Raw genomic sequence first — 15,013 nt, 5'->3', positions numbered from 1 at the left:
GTGCGGTGAGTACGGCGACGACTCCACCCGCTTCCGGACAGCGAAGGACCGCCGGAACTTCGCCCAGACCAGCCCCCTCACCCGCCAGTCCGGAAAGCTCCGCATCGTCTGCGCCCGTAAAGCCGGCAACGACTGGGCCCTCGACGCCGCGGTACGACAGGCCAACGCTGCGATCATGCACGACAAGCATGCGCACGCCTACTACCGCAGGCAGCGTGATCGAGGGGTCAAGCACAACGCCGCACTCCGCCAGCTCGCGAACAAACTGACAGGGATTCTCCACGGTTGCCTAGCTCGACACCACCGGTACGACCCCGCGATCGCGTGGGCGAACGCCGATCTCGAGGTCGCTGCTTGACACGTTCCCGTTCTGGGATGTCTCAAGGGACAGGGGAAATCCACTTAAGGGGCAGGGGAAGAGCCCACTCAGGGAGAAGAAGAAGAAGCGGTTCGTCGACGACTGACACTTGACATTCACCGCTCCCTGAACCATTCTGAACAACATTCATTGTTATGAACACTGTTCAGAATGGAGTCGAAGTGAACCGTTCACGTAGATTCGCGCGGCTGGCGATCGCCGCTGCGGCAACTGTCGGGGCAGCAGGACTGGTTGTGCCGGCTGCGGCCGAGGCCGCGCCTTTCGGGCAGGTGTCAGACCGCGCCGCCACCGCCGCACAACCCGGCCAGCCTTTCGGATCGCGCACTCTCCGGTACCACGTCGCCGGCGTGCAGACTCCCGTCCGAGTGCTCCAGGTGGCCTACCGCTCGACCGATGCACAGGGTCGGCCGTCATCGAACGTCACGTCGCTGCTCCTCCCGCCGGGTGCCGCCAAGCCGAAGCAGGCGGTCGCGTACAACTCGTTCTACGACTCCCTCGACCCGGCGCACAGCCCGTCGCGCTCGATCGAAGGCGACGTCAGCTTCGGCGGCCTGATCAACAACGTCGAATCGACCTTCATCGCACCGCTGCTCGCACAGGGCTACCCGGTGATCGTCACCGACACACAGGGACAGAAGGCCCACTTCGCTGCCGGGCCCGAGTACGGCACCAACACATTGGACGCCATTCGAGCGGTGAGCCGAGTCCGCGGCGGCCTCGCCCCCGACACCAGAGTTGGGCTGATGGGCTACTCCGGCGGCTCGATCGCCACGAACTGGGCCGCGGCGCTCGCACCGTCGTACGCGCCCGATGTGAATCGGCGACTTGTCGGCGCCACCGGCGGCGGGCTCCTGGTGAGTCCCGCGCACAACTTGAAGTACGTCAGCGGAAGCCTCGGCTGGTCCGGAGTGGCGGTCATGGCGATCAACGGCGTTTCTCGCGCCTACGGAATCGATCTCACCCGATACCTGAGCGCGTACGGTCGACAGGTCGTCGCACGGACGTCGAAAGCGTCGATCCTCGACGTGCTGTTCCGCTATCCGGGTCTGACCTGGTCGAAGCTGGTGAAGCCCGCCTACCGGAACCCAGCTGCCATCGGGCCCTTCGTCGACGCGGTCAACAAGGTCGACCTCGCCCAGGCCCCCACTCCGACCACGCCGCTGCTGATGGTGCAGGGCGCTCGCGGTGAGCTCGAAGGCTCCGACGGAGCCAAGCGCGGCATCGGGCCGGGCGACGGCGTGATGATCGCCGGCGACGTCCGCAGCCTGATGCGGCAGTACTGCGCGGCAGGCGATCGCCGAGTCCGCTACATCCAGCTCGACTGGGCGAGCCATCAGCCCGCGACAACCGTGTGGCTGGCGGAATCACTCCGCTGGATCAACGCTCGGTTCGATGAGACCCCTGCCCCGTCCGACTGCGGCCGGATCGCACCCGGAAACCCGCTCACACCGATGACGAAGGCGGTCGCGCGATGAACACCCCGACGTTCCTCGACCGACTTTCCAGTCCCCCTCGAGACACCGACCGTGATCGGCTTCGCGCCGCCGTCGAAGGCCGCACGGTGGTGATCACCGGGGCCTCGTACGGTCTCGGTGAGGCGACCGCGCGGGATCTCGGCGCCGCAGGTGCAAAAGTCCTGCTCGCCGCCCGCAGCACGGATCAACTCGACGCAGTGGCAGCCGACATCACCCCAGCGGGCGGATCAGCACACGCCTACCAACTCGATCTGACCGATCTGGACGGCACCTCGGCAGTCGCAGCACGTCTGCTCGACGAACACGGTGCACCCGACGTCGTGATCAACAACGCGGGCATGTCGATCCGGCGGTCGTTGGAGCTGCAGTACAACCGCCCTCAGGACTTCGAGCGGACGATGGCCGTCAACTACCTCGGCCCGGTCAGATTGCTGCTCGGACTCCTCCCGGCGATGCGGGATGCGGGACAAGGTCATCTCGTCAATGTGTCGACCATCGGAGTACGCATCCCGCCCGGTCCCCGGTGGGGCGCCTACCAGGCGTCCAAGGGCGCCTTCGACACATGGGCGCGCAGCGTCGAGCCGGAACTGAAAACCGCCGGAATCGACATGACCTCGATCTACATGGCACTCATCCGAACTCGCATGAGCGCACCGACTCCAATCATGCGCCGGCTCCCCGGGCTGGACGCCGATCAGGCCGCCGACGTCGTCGCGCGAGCCCTGACACGCCGCCCACGCCGGATCGCACCATGGTGGGTCACGCCGACCGAACTGTCCGGGGTCGCAGCAGAGCGCCTCGTGAACGTCGTCTACAGCCAGTCGTTCCGGTGGTCCGCCGACTCGGAGCGAGCGCTCGGCCACGAGGTGCAGCAATGATCGGCCCGCACGCCCGATTCGTCGCATCGATGTGGCGAGCGGGCATGCTCTCACCACCCGCCCCGTCCACCGCATGGCGGATGCTCCGAGCCGGTGCCGACGTTCCGACCGGACTCGGACGGGTGCTGGCGGTCTCGACCGCGCGATGGCCGCAGAGGGTCGCGCTGCGCGACGATCACGGACCGCTCACGTATCTGGCGCTCAGTGAGGCAGTCGATGCAGCGGCCCTCGCATTCGGGGATTCGCACGACGTCGGACCTGGCGACCGAATCGGCGTGATGTGCCGCAACGGACGAAACTTCGTCGTGGCGGTGTTCGCCGCGGCCCGCCTCGGAGCCGACGTCGTTCTGCTCAACACCGACTTCCGCGGTGCAGCCCTGGAATCGACGATCCGCAGCCAGACGCTGTCGCTCGTGATCGCCGACGCCGAGTTCGCCGACCTGATCTCTGCAACCGGAACACCGGTCGCCGACCCGGGGATGCGGTCCACACGCGGAACCCTGCCGACACCGGATCGGGAAGGGTCAGTGGTTCTGCTGACGTCGGGCACCACCGGGAGCCCGCGCGGTGTTCCCCGCGACCCCGACATCGGGGCCCTGCTGAGCATGGTCACCACGGTCCTGGACCGGACCGGGCTGCGCACCGGCTCACGGATGGTGGTCGCCGTCCCGCTGTTCCATGCGTTCGGCCTGGCGACGATGGGCCTCACTCTGGGACTGGGCGGAACGGTCATCGTCCGGTCGAGGTTCGATCCGGTCGCGACGGTGAACCAATGCGTCCGGCACCGTGCACACGCTCTCATGGTGGTTCCGGCGATGCTGCCCCGGATCCTCGACGCCGACCTGACACCCGGCTCTCGCGTCCCCGGTGTGGTGCTCAGCGGAGGCTCGGCGTTGTCCCCGGCAACCACCCGACGGTTCACCGACCGCTTCGGCGACGTGCTGTTCAACGGATACGGCTCGTCTGAAGTCGCGCTCGCAACCCTCGCCACACCGGCCGACCTCCGTCGCCGGCCCGGAACCGTCGGCCGAGCGGTCACCGGCGTGCGCATCGCGGTGATCGATGACGACGGTCGGCCAGTGCCGACGGGCACAACCGGTCGAGTGTTCGTCGGCGGCGACTCGTCGGTGGCCGAGTACGTCGGGGGCGCGTCGAAGGACGTGCACGACGGTCTGGTCGCGACGGGCGACCTCGGATCGCTCGACACGAGCGGACTGCTTCACATCATCGGACGGGAAGACGACATGATCGTCAGCGGAGGAGAGAACGTGTACCCACAGGCCCTTGAGAACGTCCTAGCCGGGCACCCCGGGGTCGCCGACGCGTGCGCGTTCGGCGTCCCCGACACACGTTTCGGTCAACGACTGGCGGCACTCGTCGTCCCCGCCGGGGACATCACGTCGAACGACCTCCACGAGCACCTCCACTCCCGGGTGTCCCGCTTCGAACGCCCTCGGGACGTCGTGTTCGTCGACGCGATCCCGCGGAACGCCGCAGGCAAGGTCGATCGCCGGGCCGCCCGGTCGTTGAGTGTGGAGGAGGAGATCTGATGAGCACCGTCCATGTCTTCGACGTCGCGCCGCTGCGGCCCTTGATGGGCGGCGAGGTCCCGACTCAGGCGCTGGTGATCGTCAGAGGCGACCGGGTGATCGCGGTCGACGCAGGCTACCCGGAGGCGGTCTTCGACGACCCGTCGCTGATCGGATTCGAGGCCCGATTCCTCCGCCTGCCGAATCGTCCCGACGCCGCCCTGACCAACCGGCTCGCGGCGATCGGCGTGCGCCCAGACCAGCTGACAGACATCGTCCTGACTCATCTGCACAGCGAGCACGCCGCAGGCATCGCAGACTTTCCCGCAGCCCAGGTGCACGTGTCGACGGCCGAACTCGAAGTCGCTTCCGGAAGCTCCCTCCGGTCCCGCGTGTCGTACCGGAAGCGGTTCTTCGAGCACGTCCCGAGGTGGCGGACGCACGTCGGCGACATCGAGTGGCTGGGTGTCCCCGGCTGTGCAGAAGTCCTTGAGGACGTGATCCTCGTGCCGCTGCCGGGCCACACGGTCGGGCACTGCGGAGTCGCGGTCCGACTCGACTGCGGAGACTGGCTTCTCCACACGGGCGACGCCAGCTACTCCGACATCCGCAGCGGCTCGCCCGCAGCCTTCCCGCTCGGCCTGTACGAACGCTTCACCGCGGCCGACCGCGACGCTCAGCGTCGCACCCTCGCGACGCTGAGCAGGCTCGCGGACCGCGACGACGTGCATCTCATGTCGTCGCACCGCATCCCGATGCGACTTCCACTCACTGTGACGGCCCCCGAACGCGCTGAAACATTCACCACGAAGGAGAGCACCAAGTGACCACCATCGAGAAGATCGTCGTCCCGGGAGATGAACCGTTCGAAGCACTCGTCGCCCTGCCCGACGACGTCGACGGGCCCCGTCCCGGGGTCCTGCTGATTCACGATGTCACCGGCGACGAGACCGACATCGAGCGGAATCTCAGGATCATCGCCGGCCGCGGATACATCGCATTCGCACCGTTGCTGTTCACCGCGGGCGGCCGTCGCAAGGTCACCTGCGTGGTGTCGGCGATGCAGTCGCTCGCGACACGTCGGGGCCGAGCGTTCGACATCATCGAGTCGGCTCGACGGTCACTCTCAGCGATGCCCGCGTGCACCGGCGACGTCGCGGTCACCGGATTCTGCATGGGCGGAGGCTTTGCCCTGCTGGTGGCCGACGATCAGAAGTACGCTGCGGCCGCACCGTTCTACGGGTCGGTCCTGACGCACGGTTTCGCCGGACCGGACATGTGCCCGGTCGTGGCATCGTTCGGCGCCAAAGACCCGGTGGTGATTCGCGGAGAGAAGCGACTGACCCGAGCACTCGAGAAGAACGGCGTCCCCTACGACACCAAGACGTACCCCGGCGTCGGGCACAGCTTCGCCAATCGGATGGACGACAGGTTCCCGCCGACACTCCTACGCGTGACGGGCCTGGCGTACGACGCCGACGCATCCGCCGACGCCTGGAATCGCGTGTTCGCATTCCTCGACGATCGATTCGCGGAGCGGGCGTCATGAGCCGGTCGCCGCGTGTCATCGTGATCGGCGCGGGCGTCGCAGGCATCACGACCGCGCACGTCCTGATCCGACGCGGATTCACGGACGTGACCATCCTGGAGAAGGGCAGCGCGGCAGGAGGCGTGTGGCACTGGAACAGGTATCCGGGCCTGACCTGCGACGTTCCGTCGAACCTCTACCAGTTCGGATTCGCGCCGAAACCCGACTGGGAGCGGATGTTCGCGACCGGCCCGCAGATCAAGGCGTACTTGAACGATGTGATCGACGAACTCGGTCTGCGCAGTCGGATCGAGTTGAACGCCGAGGTGACCTCCGCGGTGTTCAACGACGGCGAATGGACCGTCACGCTCGCCGACGGTCGCGTCTTCGTCGCCGACTTCGTGGTGATGGCGACCGGCGTCCTGCACAACCCTCAGGTCCCCGACATCCCCGGACTCGACACGTTCACCGGCCCAGTGGTCCATTCGGCGCGATGGGACGACACCGTCGAGACCCGCGGGCGACGGATCGCGGTGATCGGATCGGGATCCACCGGAGTCCAGCTCGTCACGGCTCTGCAGCGAGAGGCCGATCGGATTGTGCACTTCTCGAGGACTCCGCAGTGGGTGATGTGGGCGCCGATGGATCGGCGTCAGCCGCGTCTCGTCACTGCGCTCCTGACTCGATTCCCGGCGTTGCGCACGGGTCTCTACCAGACACTTCTCTCCGGTTCTGGATTCCTCGCCGACATCGCGACCACACCGAGCTGGCGGCGTCGGGCGGTCCAGCAGTACGCGCGACTGTCCCTTCGCGCGCAGGTCCGCGACCGCGCCGACCGCGCAGCGCTCACCCCGGATTACGAGCCGATGTGCAAACGGCAAGTGCTGTCCGGCGGGTACTACCGGGCGATCCAGGCGTCGAACGCCGAAGTCGTCGACACCCCGATCGTGTCCGTGACACCGGACGGGATCATCACCGACGACGGCGTCGTGCACCCGCTGGACATGATCGTCCTGGCCACCGGATTCCGCGCCCACGACTACATGCGGCCGATGGATCTCCGCGGGCGTGACGGCGTGCGGATCGACGACGTCTGGGCCGACGGTCCACGCGCCTACCGAATGAGCGCGATCCCGGGCTTCCCCAACCTGTTCACCACGCTCGGCCCCAACTCGCCGACGGGTTCGATCTCGCTGCAGTACACCGCCGAGCGGACCGCCGAGTTCATCGCGGGCTGGCTGGACAGATTCGCCACAGGCGAGTTCGACACCGTCGAGGTGACCGACGAGGCGACCGACGACTTCCTCGCCGCCGCGAACTCCGCGATGGTCCCGACAGTGTGGGCCACCGGCTGCGATTCGTGGTACCTCACACCCGCCGGAGACGTCGACCTGTGGCCGTACGATCGGGCCACCCTCACCGCGATGCTCGCCGAGCACCGCGACGACCATTTCCGGTTCAGTCGGACGAGTGAACTGGCTGAGTCTGGAGACGACAGATGAAGATCCACCACCTCAATTGCGGAACGATGCATCCGATCGCGACCGGCCGCATGGTGTGCCACGTCCTGCTGCTCGAAACCGATCGAGGGCTGGCTCTCGTCGACACCGGATTCGGCGTCCGCGACGTGGAGTCCCCGGCAGAACGCATCGGTCCACTCACCCGCGTGATCCGACCCGAATTCGACTATCACGAGACGGCTCTCGCGCAGGTCGAGGCGTTGGGCTTCGACCGCGCGGACGTGACCGACATCGTGATGACTCACCTCGACTCCGACCATGCCGGAGGCATCGACGACTTCCCCTCCGCTCGACTGCATGTCAGTGCTCGCGAACTGGCCGACGCCGATGCGGAGTCCGGCCCGTCGCCCGCGGTGCGGTACCGGCCGTGGCGCCAGTCCACACATCCGGACGACGTCCACTCGTACGACACGACACCCGACGACTGGTTCGGGTTCGCTGCGACGTCGCTGGTCGGATTCGGCGACGACGTCGCGTTCGTCGCTCTGCCCGGGCATACGGCGGGCCACATGGGTGTCGCGGTCCGCCGGGGCGACGGCTGGCTGCTGCATTGCGGCGACGCCTTCTACCACCGGAGCGTCGTGCGCGGCGGATCGATCCCATTGACGCTTGCGTTTTCCCAGTTCGCCTCGGCGCGCAAGCCCCGACTCGCAGGCGCCACGCGGAATCGCCTCGCTGACCTGCACGAACGAACGTCGGAGAGTATCGAGCTCGTGTGCGCTCACGATGCCACGCTGTACGACGAATCTGCAGGCATCGGGCACTTGTGACGACCGCACGACGGCGCACAGGGCAGGATGGTGGGGTGACTGAGAGCCCAGACGAGACACCCGCCACCCGGTGGGGAGACCGCGAGCAACGCCGCCTCGACATCCTGCGTTCCGGTGAGACCCTTCTCGTGTCCGGCGGATTCGCCGCATTGCGCATGCGCGACGTCGCCGCGGGCGCGGGCATCTCCCTCGGCGCCGTCTACACCTACTACTCCAACAAGGAGTCGCTGTTCATCGCGGTGTTCGCCGACCGCCTCGACCGCATGATGGCAGGCCTCGAACCCGCCGCGGCCACCGCGACCGACGCCACCGAACTGTTCACGGTCACCACGAACATGTACCGCGAGGGCTACATGGTGTTCGGTCGGCAGTTCGACGCGCTCAGCCTCGTCACCGACGTCGACACCGTTCAGCCGGAGGTCGCCGATCAACTCCGCGATGCGACTGCACGCATGGTCGCCAGCCTGTCGAGCGCACTCATCCGACTGGGTTACGAGGGTGATGTCCCGGCGGCCATGACACTCCTGTGGGCGTCGATGACCGGTCTGGCGAACCACTTCGCGACCGAACGGCAGGAGTTCCTCGCCATGTCCTGGGACGACGCCGTCGCGTTCGCCGCAGACACCCTCGCCCGTGGACTGGGTCTGCCTGCTCGCGGCTGACCCCGTGGCGATAGTCGCTGTCGGCTACCCGCGTGCCAGAATCATCGGACGCCGATAGAACACGTTCCATTTTGGACCGCGCCGAGGAGAACCCCGATGGATCACCGACAGACGATGCTCGCGACCGCACAGGGATCCCCCGCTGCTGTCGCGGCACACGACAAGGCCGCCTGGCTCGCACTGTTCACCGATGACGGCATCGTCAACGACCCCGTCGGCTCCGCGCTGCACAGCGGATCCGACGAGCTCAGCGCGTTCTACGACACCTTCATCGCTCCGAACACTGTCGTGTTCCATCCACACCACGACATCGTCTGCGGTGACGTCGTAGTGCGTGACGTGACACTCGAGATCCAGATGAGCGACGCCGTGGTCCTGTCGGTGCCGGTACATCTGCGGTACGAGATGGCCGGAGCCGATCACATCGCCGGGCTCTATGCGCACTGGGAGCTGCCGACGATGATCCGACAGATGCTCGGCAAGGGCCTCGCCGCAGCCCCCGTCTCCCTTCGCCTTACCAAGTCGCTACTGCAGAACCAGGGACTATCGGGAAGTGCGGGATTCGCGCGCGGCTTCTCGCGCGTTGGAGCCCGAGAGAAGCGAGCTGCACTGGAGCATCTGCGCACCACACAACCGGATTGGACCGCGGGGAAGTGCCTCGCGGCCGGCCGGTACGTCACAGTGAGCATGTCGAGGGCAGGCGAGCACGCAGTCGCGATGGTCGAGTTCTCCGGCAAGTCGATCACCGACGTAACGTTGTTCACCGACCAGTGAACAATGAGTGCACTCACGTCTGGTTACCGCGCAGCACATGCCGGATATTTCGTATCGATTCGACACGAAATGAATCCGAGCAGCGGATATCCGAACGGCTCGAATGCGCGTCTGACATGCGACGTGCCGTCACACATAAACAACCGACACTCTCCGCACCCCGCGCCGATTGTCATCCAATTGAACTACAATCGCATCACAGGGAGGCCATCGGCTCGCTTGCCGCAAATCTTTGGTTACCCGTTGGTCAGTTGGTAACTGAGACACCGAGACAACTCCTGTCCAGCGTCTCAGGAGTCACCCGGCCCCGCCGCAGACGAATGCCCCTGACCTGCATTTTCCACCACCCGATCCTCGGTAGTGAGACTTGATTTCTCAAATTAACTGGTCATCCGACACGGTTTGCGTTACGGTAACTACCGTGCCCCGGAGGGAGGTCCGGGCCAAAGGTGTCAAACGAGGGGTGTCGAGCCGGCCTAGAGTCGATCGGCCGATGCGATGCCTACGCGTCTCGAGCAATTTCGAGGCCGACGGCGGTGGCCGGTTCCGTGGGGGGACCGGCCACTGCTGTTTGCACACCACCATCTCTGCGGCCGCGATTGTGTGCCCCAAGCGCGACGCCCACGTGCCCAATCGCACGACAGGTATGGCCAAACTCGCAGAAGTGGAGAAGTCTCCAGATCAGCCGCCTCGGCCGGCAGGCAAGCCGCATCGTGGTGGAAGCAGATCGCCACAGAGACGACAATCTTAGCCACCTCGTCGCCTCCGACCCCGCAGACGGATCCGAGCAGCATCTCCAAACCGTGCTTGACGTGGCAGTTTCGTCACCACTGACCGCATGGAATCAAATTGCCCACGAGTTGCCGAACGCGAACCGACGGCTACCAAAGAGTGATACCCTCTGGTAGCTTGCAATGAGGTCCGTTCACTGAGTAGCCAGCGCGCTCCAACGAACATACGACACGACTAGACCAGAAGGCGATATGGACAACGGCTTTGCAGATCGGCTCAACCGACTGTTCGAGACGGTGCACCCTCCGGGGCGTCGTCCCCACACCAACTCTGAGGTCGTCGCTTCGTTGACGGCTGCCGGCCACTCGATCTCAAAGCCCTACATGTCGCAGCTGCGCAACGGGCACCGCACCAACCCGTCTCACGAGATCGTCGTCGCTCTGGCCAAGTTCTTCAAGGTTCAGCCGGACTACTTCTACGACGACGTGTACGCGGCCAAGATCGATCACGACCTCGAAGTCCTCGCTCAGTTGCGTGGGCGCGGCCTGCGTCGCCTCTCCGCCCGCGCCTTCGATCTCTCCGAAGAGTCGCAGGAGATGCTGACCGCGATGGCCGAGAAGCTTCGCCGTGGCGAGGGTCTCCCCGCCACGCCGAACGAGTAGTCGCGCCCGAATCCTCGGACCACGGAACAGGTGAAGGCTGTGACCCGGAAGAGTCGCCTCGTGCGCGCCTCTCTTGCCTTGGGCGCCACCACCTTCGTCGTCGGCATCCAGGTCGGCATGCCCACATTCGCCGACGCCACCCCGCCCGCGGTCAGGTCGACGCTCGCATCGCACCACTGCCACCACCACTCGTGGGGGCACCACTGCTCCGATGACGATCCGACGACAACAACGACCACCACCACGTCGACGACGACCACCACGACCACAACCACAACATCGGACCCTGTCCTGACCATCGACACCGAGACTCCGGATCCGACGGACACTGACGATCCGACGAGTTCGGAGACTACGAGTTCCCCCGAGTCCACGGACGACGACAACGGTCCGGTCATCATCCCGACGCGCCCCGGCACCTCGAGCCGCCCGACGAACCCCGGTGTCACTCACACGCTGACCACCGACCGGACCGTCAAGCAACGTCCCACGACGACGAAGCGGTCGGATTCGGGCGCGGTCGCTCCGGGCGGCGACAAACCGCGAAATCGTCCGCGACGAGATGTCCCCAACCGCAGCGTTCCGTCGGTCGGATCCAGCCCGTCGCACAGCACTCCCACCGATGAAGCGACTCGCGACAACCGAGACCGTTCAACGGTCGCCGCGCCCGCAGACCCGAACGACGTCCCCGGCACGGTGACGGCGTTGCCGTCACCTGCTTCCGCCACCGCGAGCCAGTACGTCGCGGCTGCGGTGGGCGTCGGCGGGGTGGCAGCGATCGCGGTGGGCGCAGGCGCCATGAGCTTCCGTTCGGCGCGCGCCGGGCGCGTGCGGGTCAACACGGCACGAGCGGAGTTCCTGTCTCCGCGGATATGATCAGTGAGATGGCCGTTTCCGGTACGAGTTCCACGCCAGCGCGACGCTCCCACCGCCGCATCCACGCGGCCGTAGACGCCGTGCTGGACGTCGCCGCCCAGAAACACGCCGGCAGCCTCCTGGACATCGTGCACGCAGTCGGAGAGAGCCGCGGCCGACCCGTGATCGTGGCTGTCGACGACCTCGCACCCGGGGTGTGGGGTCAACGCCGCGAGTACGAAGACCATGATGAGATCATTCTCGCCCGATCACTTCCCAGCGAGGCTCGCACTCTTGCCCACGAACTCGGCCATGTCGTGTTCCGGCACCCCGGGACGGCCGCCGAGGGTGCGGCAGTCGCCGCCGACGACGACCTGATCGCGTACATGCTGCGAGGTGAGGAACCCGCGGAGGCGCAAGCAACTCCCGACGAGGACCTCGAACTCCAGGAGTGGGAAGCAGAGGCGTTCGCCGCTCGCCTGCTGCAGCGGCTCGGCCAGCTCAACAAACGACACTCACTGCGCCCGTTGCTGCGCTACGACGAGGCGCTTGGATGACCTGGGCAACCTGGATCATCGCTCTGTTCTGTTCAGCCGCTGTCGGAACCCGCATCGGTCGGCTCACCGTCCGACCGCCATCGCTGGCCCGCACCGCGGTCATGATCGCAGCGATCGGGGTCGCGGCAGCCGCGACCGTCCGCACTCCCACGCTGGAGGTGGTGATAGGTCCGGTCGGCAGCACCGCACCACAACTTGTCTTCATCGCACTCTGGGTAGTCGTCGCGGCTGCCACCGCCATCATCGCGTTCGCAGCTTGGCCCGCGGTGGACAGACAGACCGTTGCAGTCCTCACGATCGCAGTCCCCATCGTCGTGCTGGTCGACATCGTTCTCATCGCAGTCACCCGACAAGCCGCATTCGGCTCGATCTTCGTGATCGTCGCAGGCCTGTTCTCATTGGCCGTCGGCGTCCGCTACATCGCGTGGCACTCTCTCGGCCGAGCGATAGCACTGTATCTCCTCGGTCTGGCAGTCGCGATGGTCGTGCTCGTCATCGATCCCGCCCACCCCGACCCCGGCGCCAGTTGGTGGGCGATCGCAATCGTGTTGATGAGCCTCGGCTGTTCGTCGGTGATGATCGAGTCGTGGTTCCTCGCTCGATTCGATCTGCGGATGAGTGGACCGTTGTCGGAGATGCTGCTGACCGCGCACCCGGAACTCGCCGCAGCCGACTACAAGTCGGCGACCCCCGTTCTTCGCGCCGACGATCGGGTCTCCCAGATTCTCGACGGCCTGTACCTGCACGCAGGTGCAGGCGTGATCATCGTCGAACTCGACGACGTCGATGCACTGTCCCCACACGATCGAGCGGTCCTCGTGGCAGCGTGGTTGCACGACTCCGAGGTGACCCCCATCGATCCCGACCTGCTGTCCACGCCGGACGCGCTGTCCGACCGGACCTGGGTGCGGATGGTCGCGCGGGAGTTCAACAAGACTCAGCGGTGACGGGTGTGCGGTTTCGGCGGCCGATCGGAGACGACGCCGTAGTAGCTCACGCCGTTCCATTCGATTGTTGAGAACCAGGTGGTCTCCCACCCGCTGACAAACCAGTCACGGAGATGCGGCGAGCCCGTCCACGCGTAGAACGGACGGTTTCTGTCCGCGCAGAACTGTTCGCACGTCTCCATCATGTCGAGGACCAGTGATCCTCTGCGGTGATCCGGCAGAACTGCGGTGAACACACAGTTCACGGCGTCCTGCACAGGAATCGGGAGGGGCGGCGACGTCCACAGTTCCAAGAGCCGCTCACGCAGGCCCGGCGTCGCGGCGGCCACTTCTACGTCCGCTGGAGTGAGCGGCGGCGTCCCGTCGGGCGAGAGATTCACATCGTGTGGCTGCCAGGCCACGACGCCGACGAGTGTTCCGTGGGAGTCGACGGCTCCGACCACGCAGCCCGCGTTGAGCAGGGGTCGCAGGATCAGTTCGGCCAGCCATTCACGTTTGTTCTGGTCGTCGATGTGCTCACCGAGGAGCCAGCGGTAAAGCGGGATGTCGCGGACGCCCTGCTCGGCGACGGCGATGACGTCCGCCAGTCGGTTGCGGTCGAGGGCCCGGATGATCGTGCGCATCGGTGATACGAGTCGGGCCGCCCCGCCTTCACGGCGGAGCGGCCCGACTCGTTGGATCCGGTTGAGATCTACTCGCTGCTGCCGCCGGCAGACCCGGTGCTCAGGGTTTCCAGAATCGGTCCGAGGATGTCGATCTCGAGGCGGATAGGTCCTTCAGCCATTTTCTGCTTCTTTCTCACGATATGAGTGGGAGTACGTTCGACCGACGTTTCAGTCGTCCGTTCGGCCTACGATGCTCCCGTATGTGACGATCGGCACACGATTTGATAAATGTCGTTATTGAACCGTTACCTCACCCGTTTGAACGACGCCTGATCGGACGACATTCTTGCCGACAGTCCATTGCATGTAACGACAGGCAAGACTGCAGCGATATCCATCTTTCAGTACCGTTGACCCATGGCTGACATCATCATCATCGGCGGACACGGCAAGATCGCGCTCCTCCTCGCCCCACTGCTGAGCGAACGCGGCGACAACGTGACTTCAGTGATTCGCAACCCAGCCCAGGCCGACGCAATCGTCGCCGCTGGCGCACAACCGCTCGTCTTCGACGTGGAGACCGCGACGCAGGAAGAGATCGCCGGCGCGCTGTCCGGCTTCGACGCAGTCGTGTGGAGCGCGGGCGCCGGTGGCGGAGATCCGACCCGCACCTACGCCGTCGACCGCGACGCGGCGATCCGAACCATCGCCGCCGCCGCCGACGCGAACGTCGACCGTTTCGTGATGGTGTCGTACCTCGGCGCGGACGTCGACCACGGCGTGCCCAGCGACAATTCGTTCTTCGCATACGCGGAGGCGAAGGCCGCCGCCGACGTCGCCCTCCGCGAGTCGGACCTCGACTGGACCGTCCTCATGCCCGGAGCCCTCACTCTGGACGAGCCGTCCGGAACGATCGATCCCGCCGCGATCCGAGCCTCGAACCTCCCCGGAACCTCACGCGCGAACGTGGCCCTCGTGGCCGCGGCGACCCTCGCCAGCCCCTCGTCGATCCGTCAGAACATCCCCTTCACCGACGGCTCCGTCCCCATCGACGTCGCGCTCGCCGCCCTCTGACCCCCTGGCTCCTTGTAGCAAGCGCACGTCCGCTGCTCCTTGAGCGAGCGCACGTCCGCTGCTCCT

General features: G+C 66.1%; 16 protein-coding genes. 15 read left to right on the top strand and 1 reads right to left on the bottom strand.

Annotated features, from left to right (window positions below):
- The 14 genes from GM1_RS20440 to GM1_RS20375 all read left to right on the top strand — a co-directional run.
- The coding region (locus GM1_RS20440) for a transposase (RefSeq protein WP_008382102.1) at positions 1 to 358 on the top strand (358 nt) is incomplete at its 5' end.
- A gap of 155 nt (positions 359 to 513) precedes the next feature.
- A complete protein-coding gene (locus tag GM1_RS20435; RefSeq protein ID WP_052005500.1) occupies positions 514 to 1,854 on the top strand; it encodes a lipase family protein in 1,341 nt (446 codons plus the stop codon).
- Entirely contained in the window at positions 1,851 to 2,732 is an 882-nt protein-coding gene (locus GM1_RS20430; RefSeq protein ID WP_008382099.1) for an SDR family NAD(P)-dependent oxidoreductase, read from the top strand. The genes GM1_RS20435 and GM1_RS20430 overlap by 4 nt, the downstream gene beginning before the upstream one ends.
- Complete coding sequence (locus GM1_RS20425) at positions 2,729 to 4,282, top strand: AMP-binding protein (RefSeq protein ID WP_052005499.1); 1,554 nt, start codon at positions 2,729 to 2,731, stop codon at positions 4,280 to 4,282. Before GM1_RS20430 ends, GM1_RS20425 begins: the two co-directional genes overlap by 4 nt.
- Entirely contained in the window at positions 4,282 to 5,088 is an 807-nt protein-coding gene (locus tag GM1_RS21790) for an MBL fold metallo-hydrolase (RefSeq protein WP_008382097.1), read from the top strand. Before GM1_RS20425 ends, GM1_RS21790 begins: the two co-directional genes overlap by 1 nt.
- The gene (locus GM1_RS20415; protein ID WP_008382096.1) at positions 5,085 to 5,810 is read left to right on the top strand and encodes a dienelactone hydrolase family protein; all 726 of its coding nucleotides are present in this window, start codon (positions 5,085 to 5,087) and stop codon (positions 5,808 to 5,810) included. The genes GM1_RS21790 and GM1_RS20415 overlap by 4 nt, the downstream gene beginning before the upstream one ends.
- Positions 5,807 to 7,291 carry a flavin-containing monooxygenase gene (locus GM1_RS20410; protein WP_008382095.1) on the top strand — a complete coding sequence of 495 codons (1,485 nt, stop codon included), beginning with the start codon at positions 5,807 to 5,809 and terminating at the stop codon, positions 7,289 to 7,291. Before GM1_RS20415 ends, GM1_RS20410 begins: the two co-directional genes overlap by 4 nt.
- Positions 7,288 to 8,079, top strand: a complete 792-nt coding sequence (locus GM1_RS20405) for an MBL fold metallo-hydrolase (RefSeq protein ID WP_008382094.1) — start codon at positions 7,288 to 7,290, stop codon at positions 8,077 to 8,079. The genes GM1_RS20410 and GM1_RS20405 overlap by 4 nt, the downstream gene beginning before the upstream one ends.
- A gap of 35 nt (positions 8,080 to 8,114) precedes the next feature.
- Complete coding sequence (locus GM1_RS20400) at positions 8,115 to 8,741, top strand: TetR/AcrR family transcriptional regulator (RefSeq protein WP_008382093.1); 627 nt, start codon at positions 8,115 to 8,117, stop codon at positions 8,739 to 8,741.
- 96 nt (positions 8,742 to 8,837) lie between these two features.
- Positions 8,838 to 9,515 carry a nuclear transport factor 2 family protein gene (locus tag GM1_RS20395; protein WP_008382092.1) on the top strand — a complete coding sequence of 226 codons (678 nt, stop codon included), beginning with the start codon at positions 8,838 to 8,840 and terminating at the stop codon, positions 9,513 to 9,515.
- Between the two features lie 983 nt (positions 9,516 to 10,498).
- Positions 10,499 to 10,909 (top strand): helix-turn-helix domain-containing protein, encoded by a 411-nt coding sequence (locus tag GM1_RS20390; RefSeq protein WP_008382090.1) that lies wholly within the window; start codon positions 10,499 to 10,501, stop codon positions 10,907 to 10,909.
- Positions 10,910 to 10,969: 60 nt separating this feature from the next.
- Positions 10,970 to 11,785, top strand: coding sequence for a hypothetical protein (locus GM1_RS20385; protein ID WP_157436239.1), 816 nt, complete (start codon positions 10,970 to 10,972; stop codon positions 11,783 to 11,785).
- Between the two features lie 8 nt (positions 11,786 to 11,793).
- The gene (locus GM1_RS20380) at positions 11,794 to 12,321 is read left to right on the top strand and encodes an ImmA/IrrE family metallo-endopeptidase (protein ID WP_040520876.1); all 528 of its coding nucleotides are present in this window, start codon (positions 11,794 to 11,796) and stop codon (positions 12,319 to 12,321) included.
- Positions 12,318 to 13,268, top strand: a complete 951-nt coding sequence (locus GM1_RS20375; RefSeq protein WP_008382086.1) for a hypothetical protein — start codon at positions 12,318 to 12,320, stop codon at positions 13,266 to 13,268. The genes GM1_RS20380 and GM1_RS20375 overlap by 4 nt, the downstream gene beginning before the upstream one ends.
- On the opposite strand, the gene GM1_RS20370 is transcribed toward GM1_RS20375, so the two are convergent.
- Entirely contained in the window at positions 13,259 to 13,891 is a 633-nt protein-coding gene (locus GM1_RS20370) for a hypothetical protein (protein ID WP_008382084.1), read from the bottom strand. The two genes, GM1_RS20375 and GM1_RS20370, sit on opposite strands and share 10 nt — an antisense overlap.
- A gap of 399 nt (positions 13,892 to 14,290) precedes the next feature.
- On the opposite strand from GM1_RS20370, the gene GM1_RS20365 reads away from it, so the two are divergent.
- Positions 14,291 to 14,947, top strand: coding sequence for an NAD(P)H-binding protein (locus GM1_RS20365; protein ID WP_008382083.1), 657 nt, complete (start codon positions 14,291 to 14,293; stop codon positions 14,945 to 14,947).
- Positions 14,948 to 15,013 lie beyond the last annotated feature (66 nt).

Source organism: Gordonia malaquae NBRC 108250 (assembly GCF_000344135.1).
Lineage (GTDB): Bacteria > Actinomycetota > Actinomycetes > Mycobacteriales > Mycobacteriaceae > Gordonia > Gordonia malaquae.
The sequence above is the reverse complement of the archived record's forward strand: the minus strand, read 5'-3'. Positions and strand labels throughout refer to the sequence as shown.

Coding starts and splice junctions, on each gene's coding strand:
- GM1_RS20430 (WP_008382099.1), top strand. CDS start 1,851: ATGAACACCCCGACGTTCCTCGACCGACTTTCCAGTCCCCCTCGAGAC.
- GM1_RS20410 (WP_008382095.1), top strand. CDS start 5,807: ATGAGCCGGTCGCCGCGTGTCATCGTGATCGGCGCGGGCGTCGCAGGC.
- GM1_RS20435 (WP_052005500.1), top strand. CDS start 514: ATGAACACTGTTCAGAATGGAGTCGAAGTGAACCGTTCACGTAGATTC.
- GM1_RS20380 (WP_040520876.1), top strand. CDS start 11,794: ATGGCCGTTTCCGGTACGAGTTCCACGCCAGCGCGACGCTCCCACCGC.
- GM1_RS20390 (WP_008382090.1), top strand. CDS start 10,499: ATGGACAACGGCTTTGCAGATCGGCTCAACCGACTGTTCGAGACGGTG.
- GM1_RS20370 (WP_008382084.1), bottom strand. CDS start 13,891: ATGCGCACGATCATCCGGGCCCTCGACCGCAACCGACTGGCGGACGTC.
- GM1_RS21790 (WP_008382097.1), top strand. CDS start 4,282: ATGAGCACCGTCCATGTCTTCGACGTCGCGCCGCTGCGGCCCTTGATG.
- GM1_RS20395 (WP_008382092.1), top strand. CDS start 8,838: ATGGATCACCGACAGACGATGCTCGCGACCGCACAGGGATCCCCCGCT.
- GM1_RS20405 (WP_008382094.1), top strand. CDS start 7,288: ATGAAGATCCACCACCTCAATTGCGGAACGATGCATCCGATCGCGACC.
- GM1_RS20425 (WP_052005499.1), top strand. CDS start 2,729: ATGATCGGCCCGCACGCCCGATTCGTCGCATCGATGTGGCGAGCGGGC.
- GM1_RS20375 (WP_008382086.1), top strand. CDS start 12,318: ATGACCTGGGCAACCTGGATCATCGCTCTGTTCTGTTCAGCCGCTGTC.
- GM1_RS20365 (WP_008382083.1), top strand. CDS start 14,291: ATGGCTGACATCATCATCATCGGCGGACACGGCAAGATCGCGCTCCTC.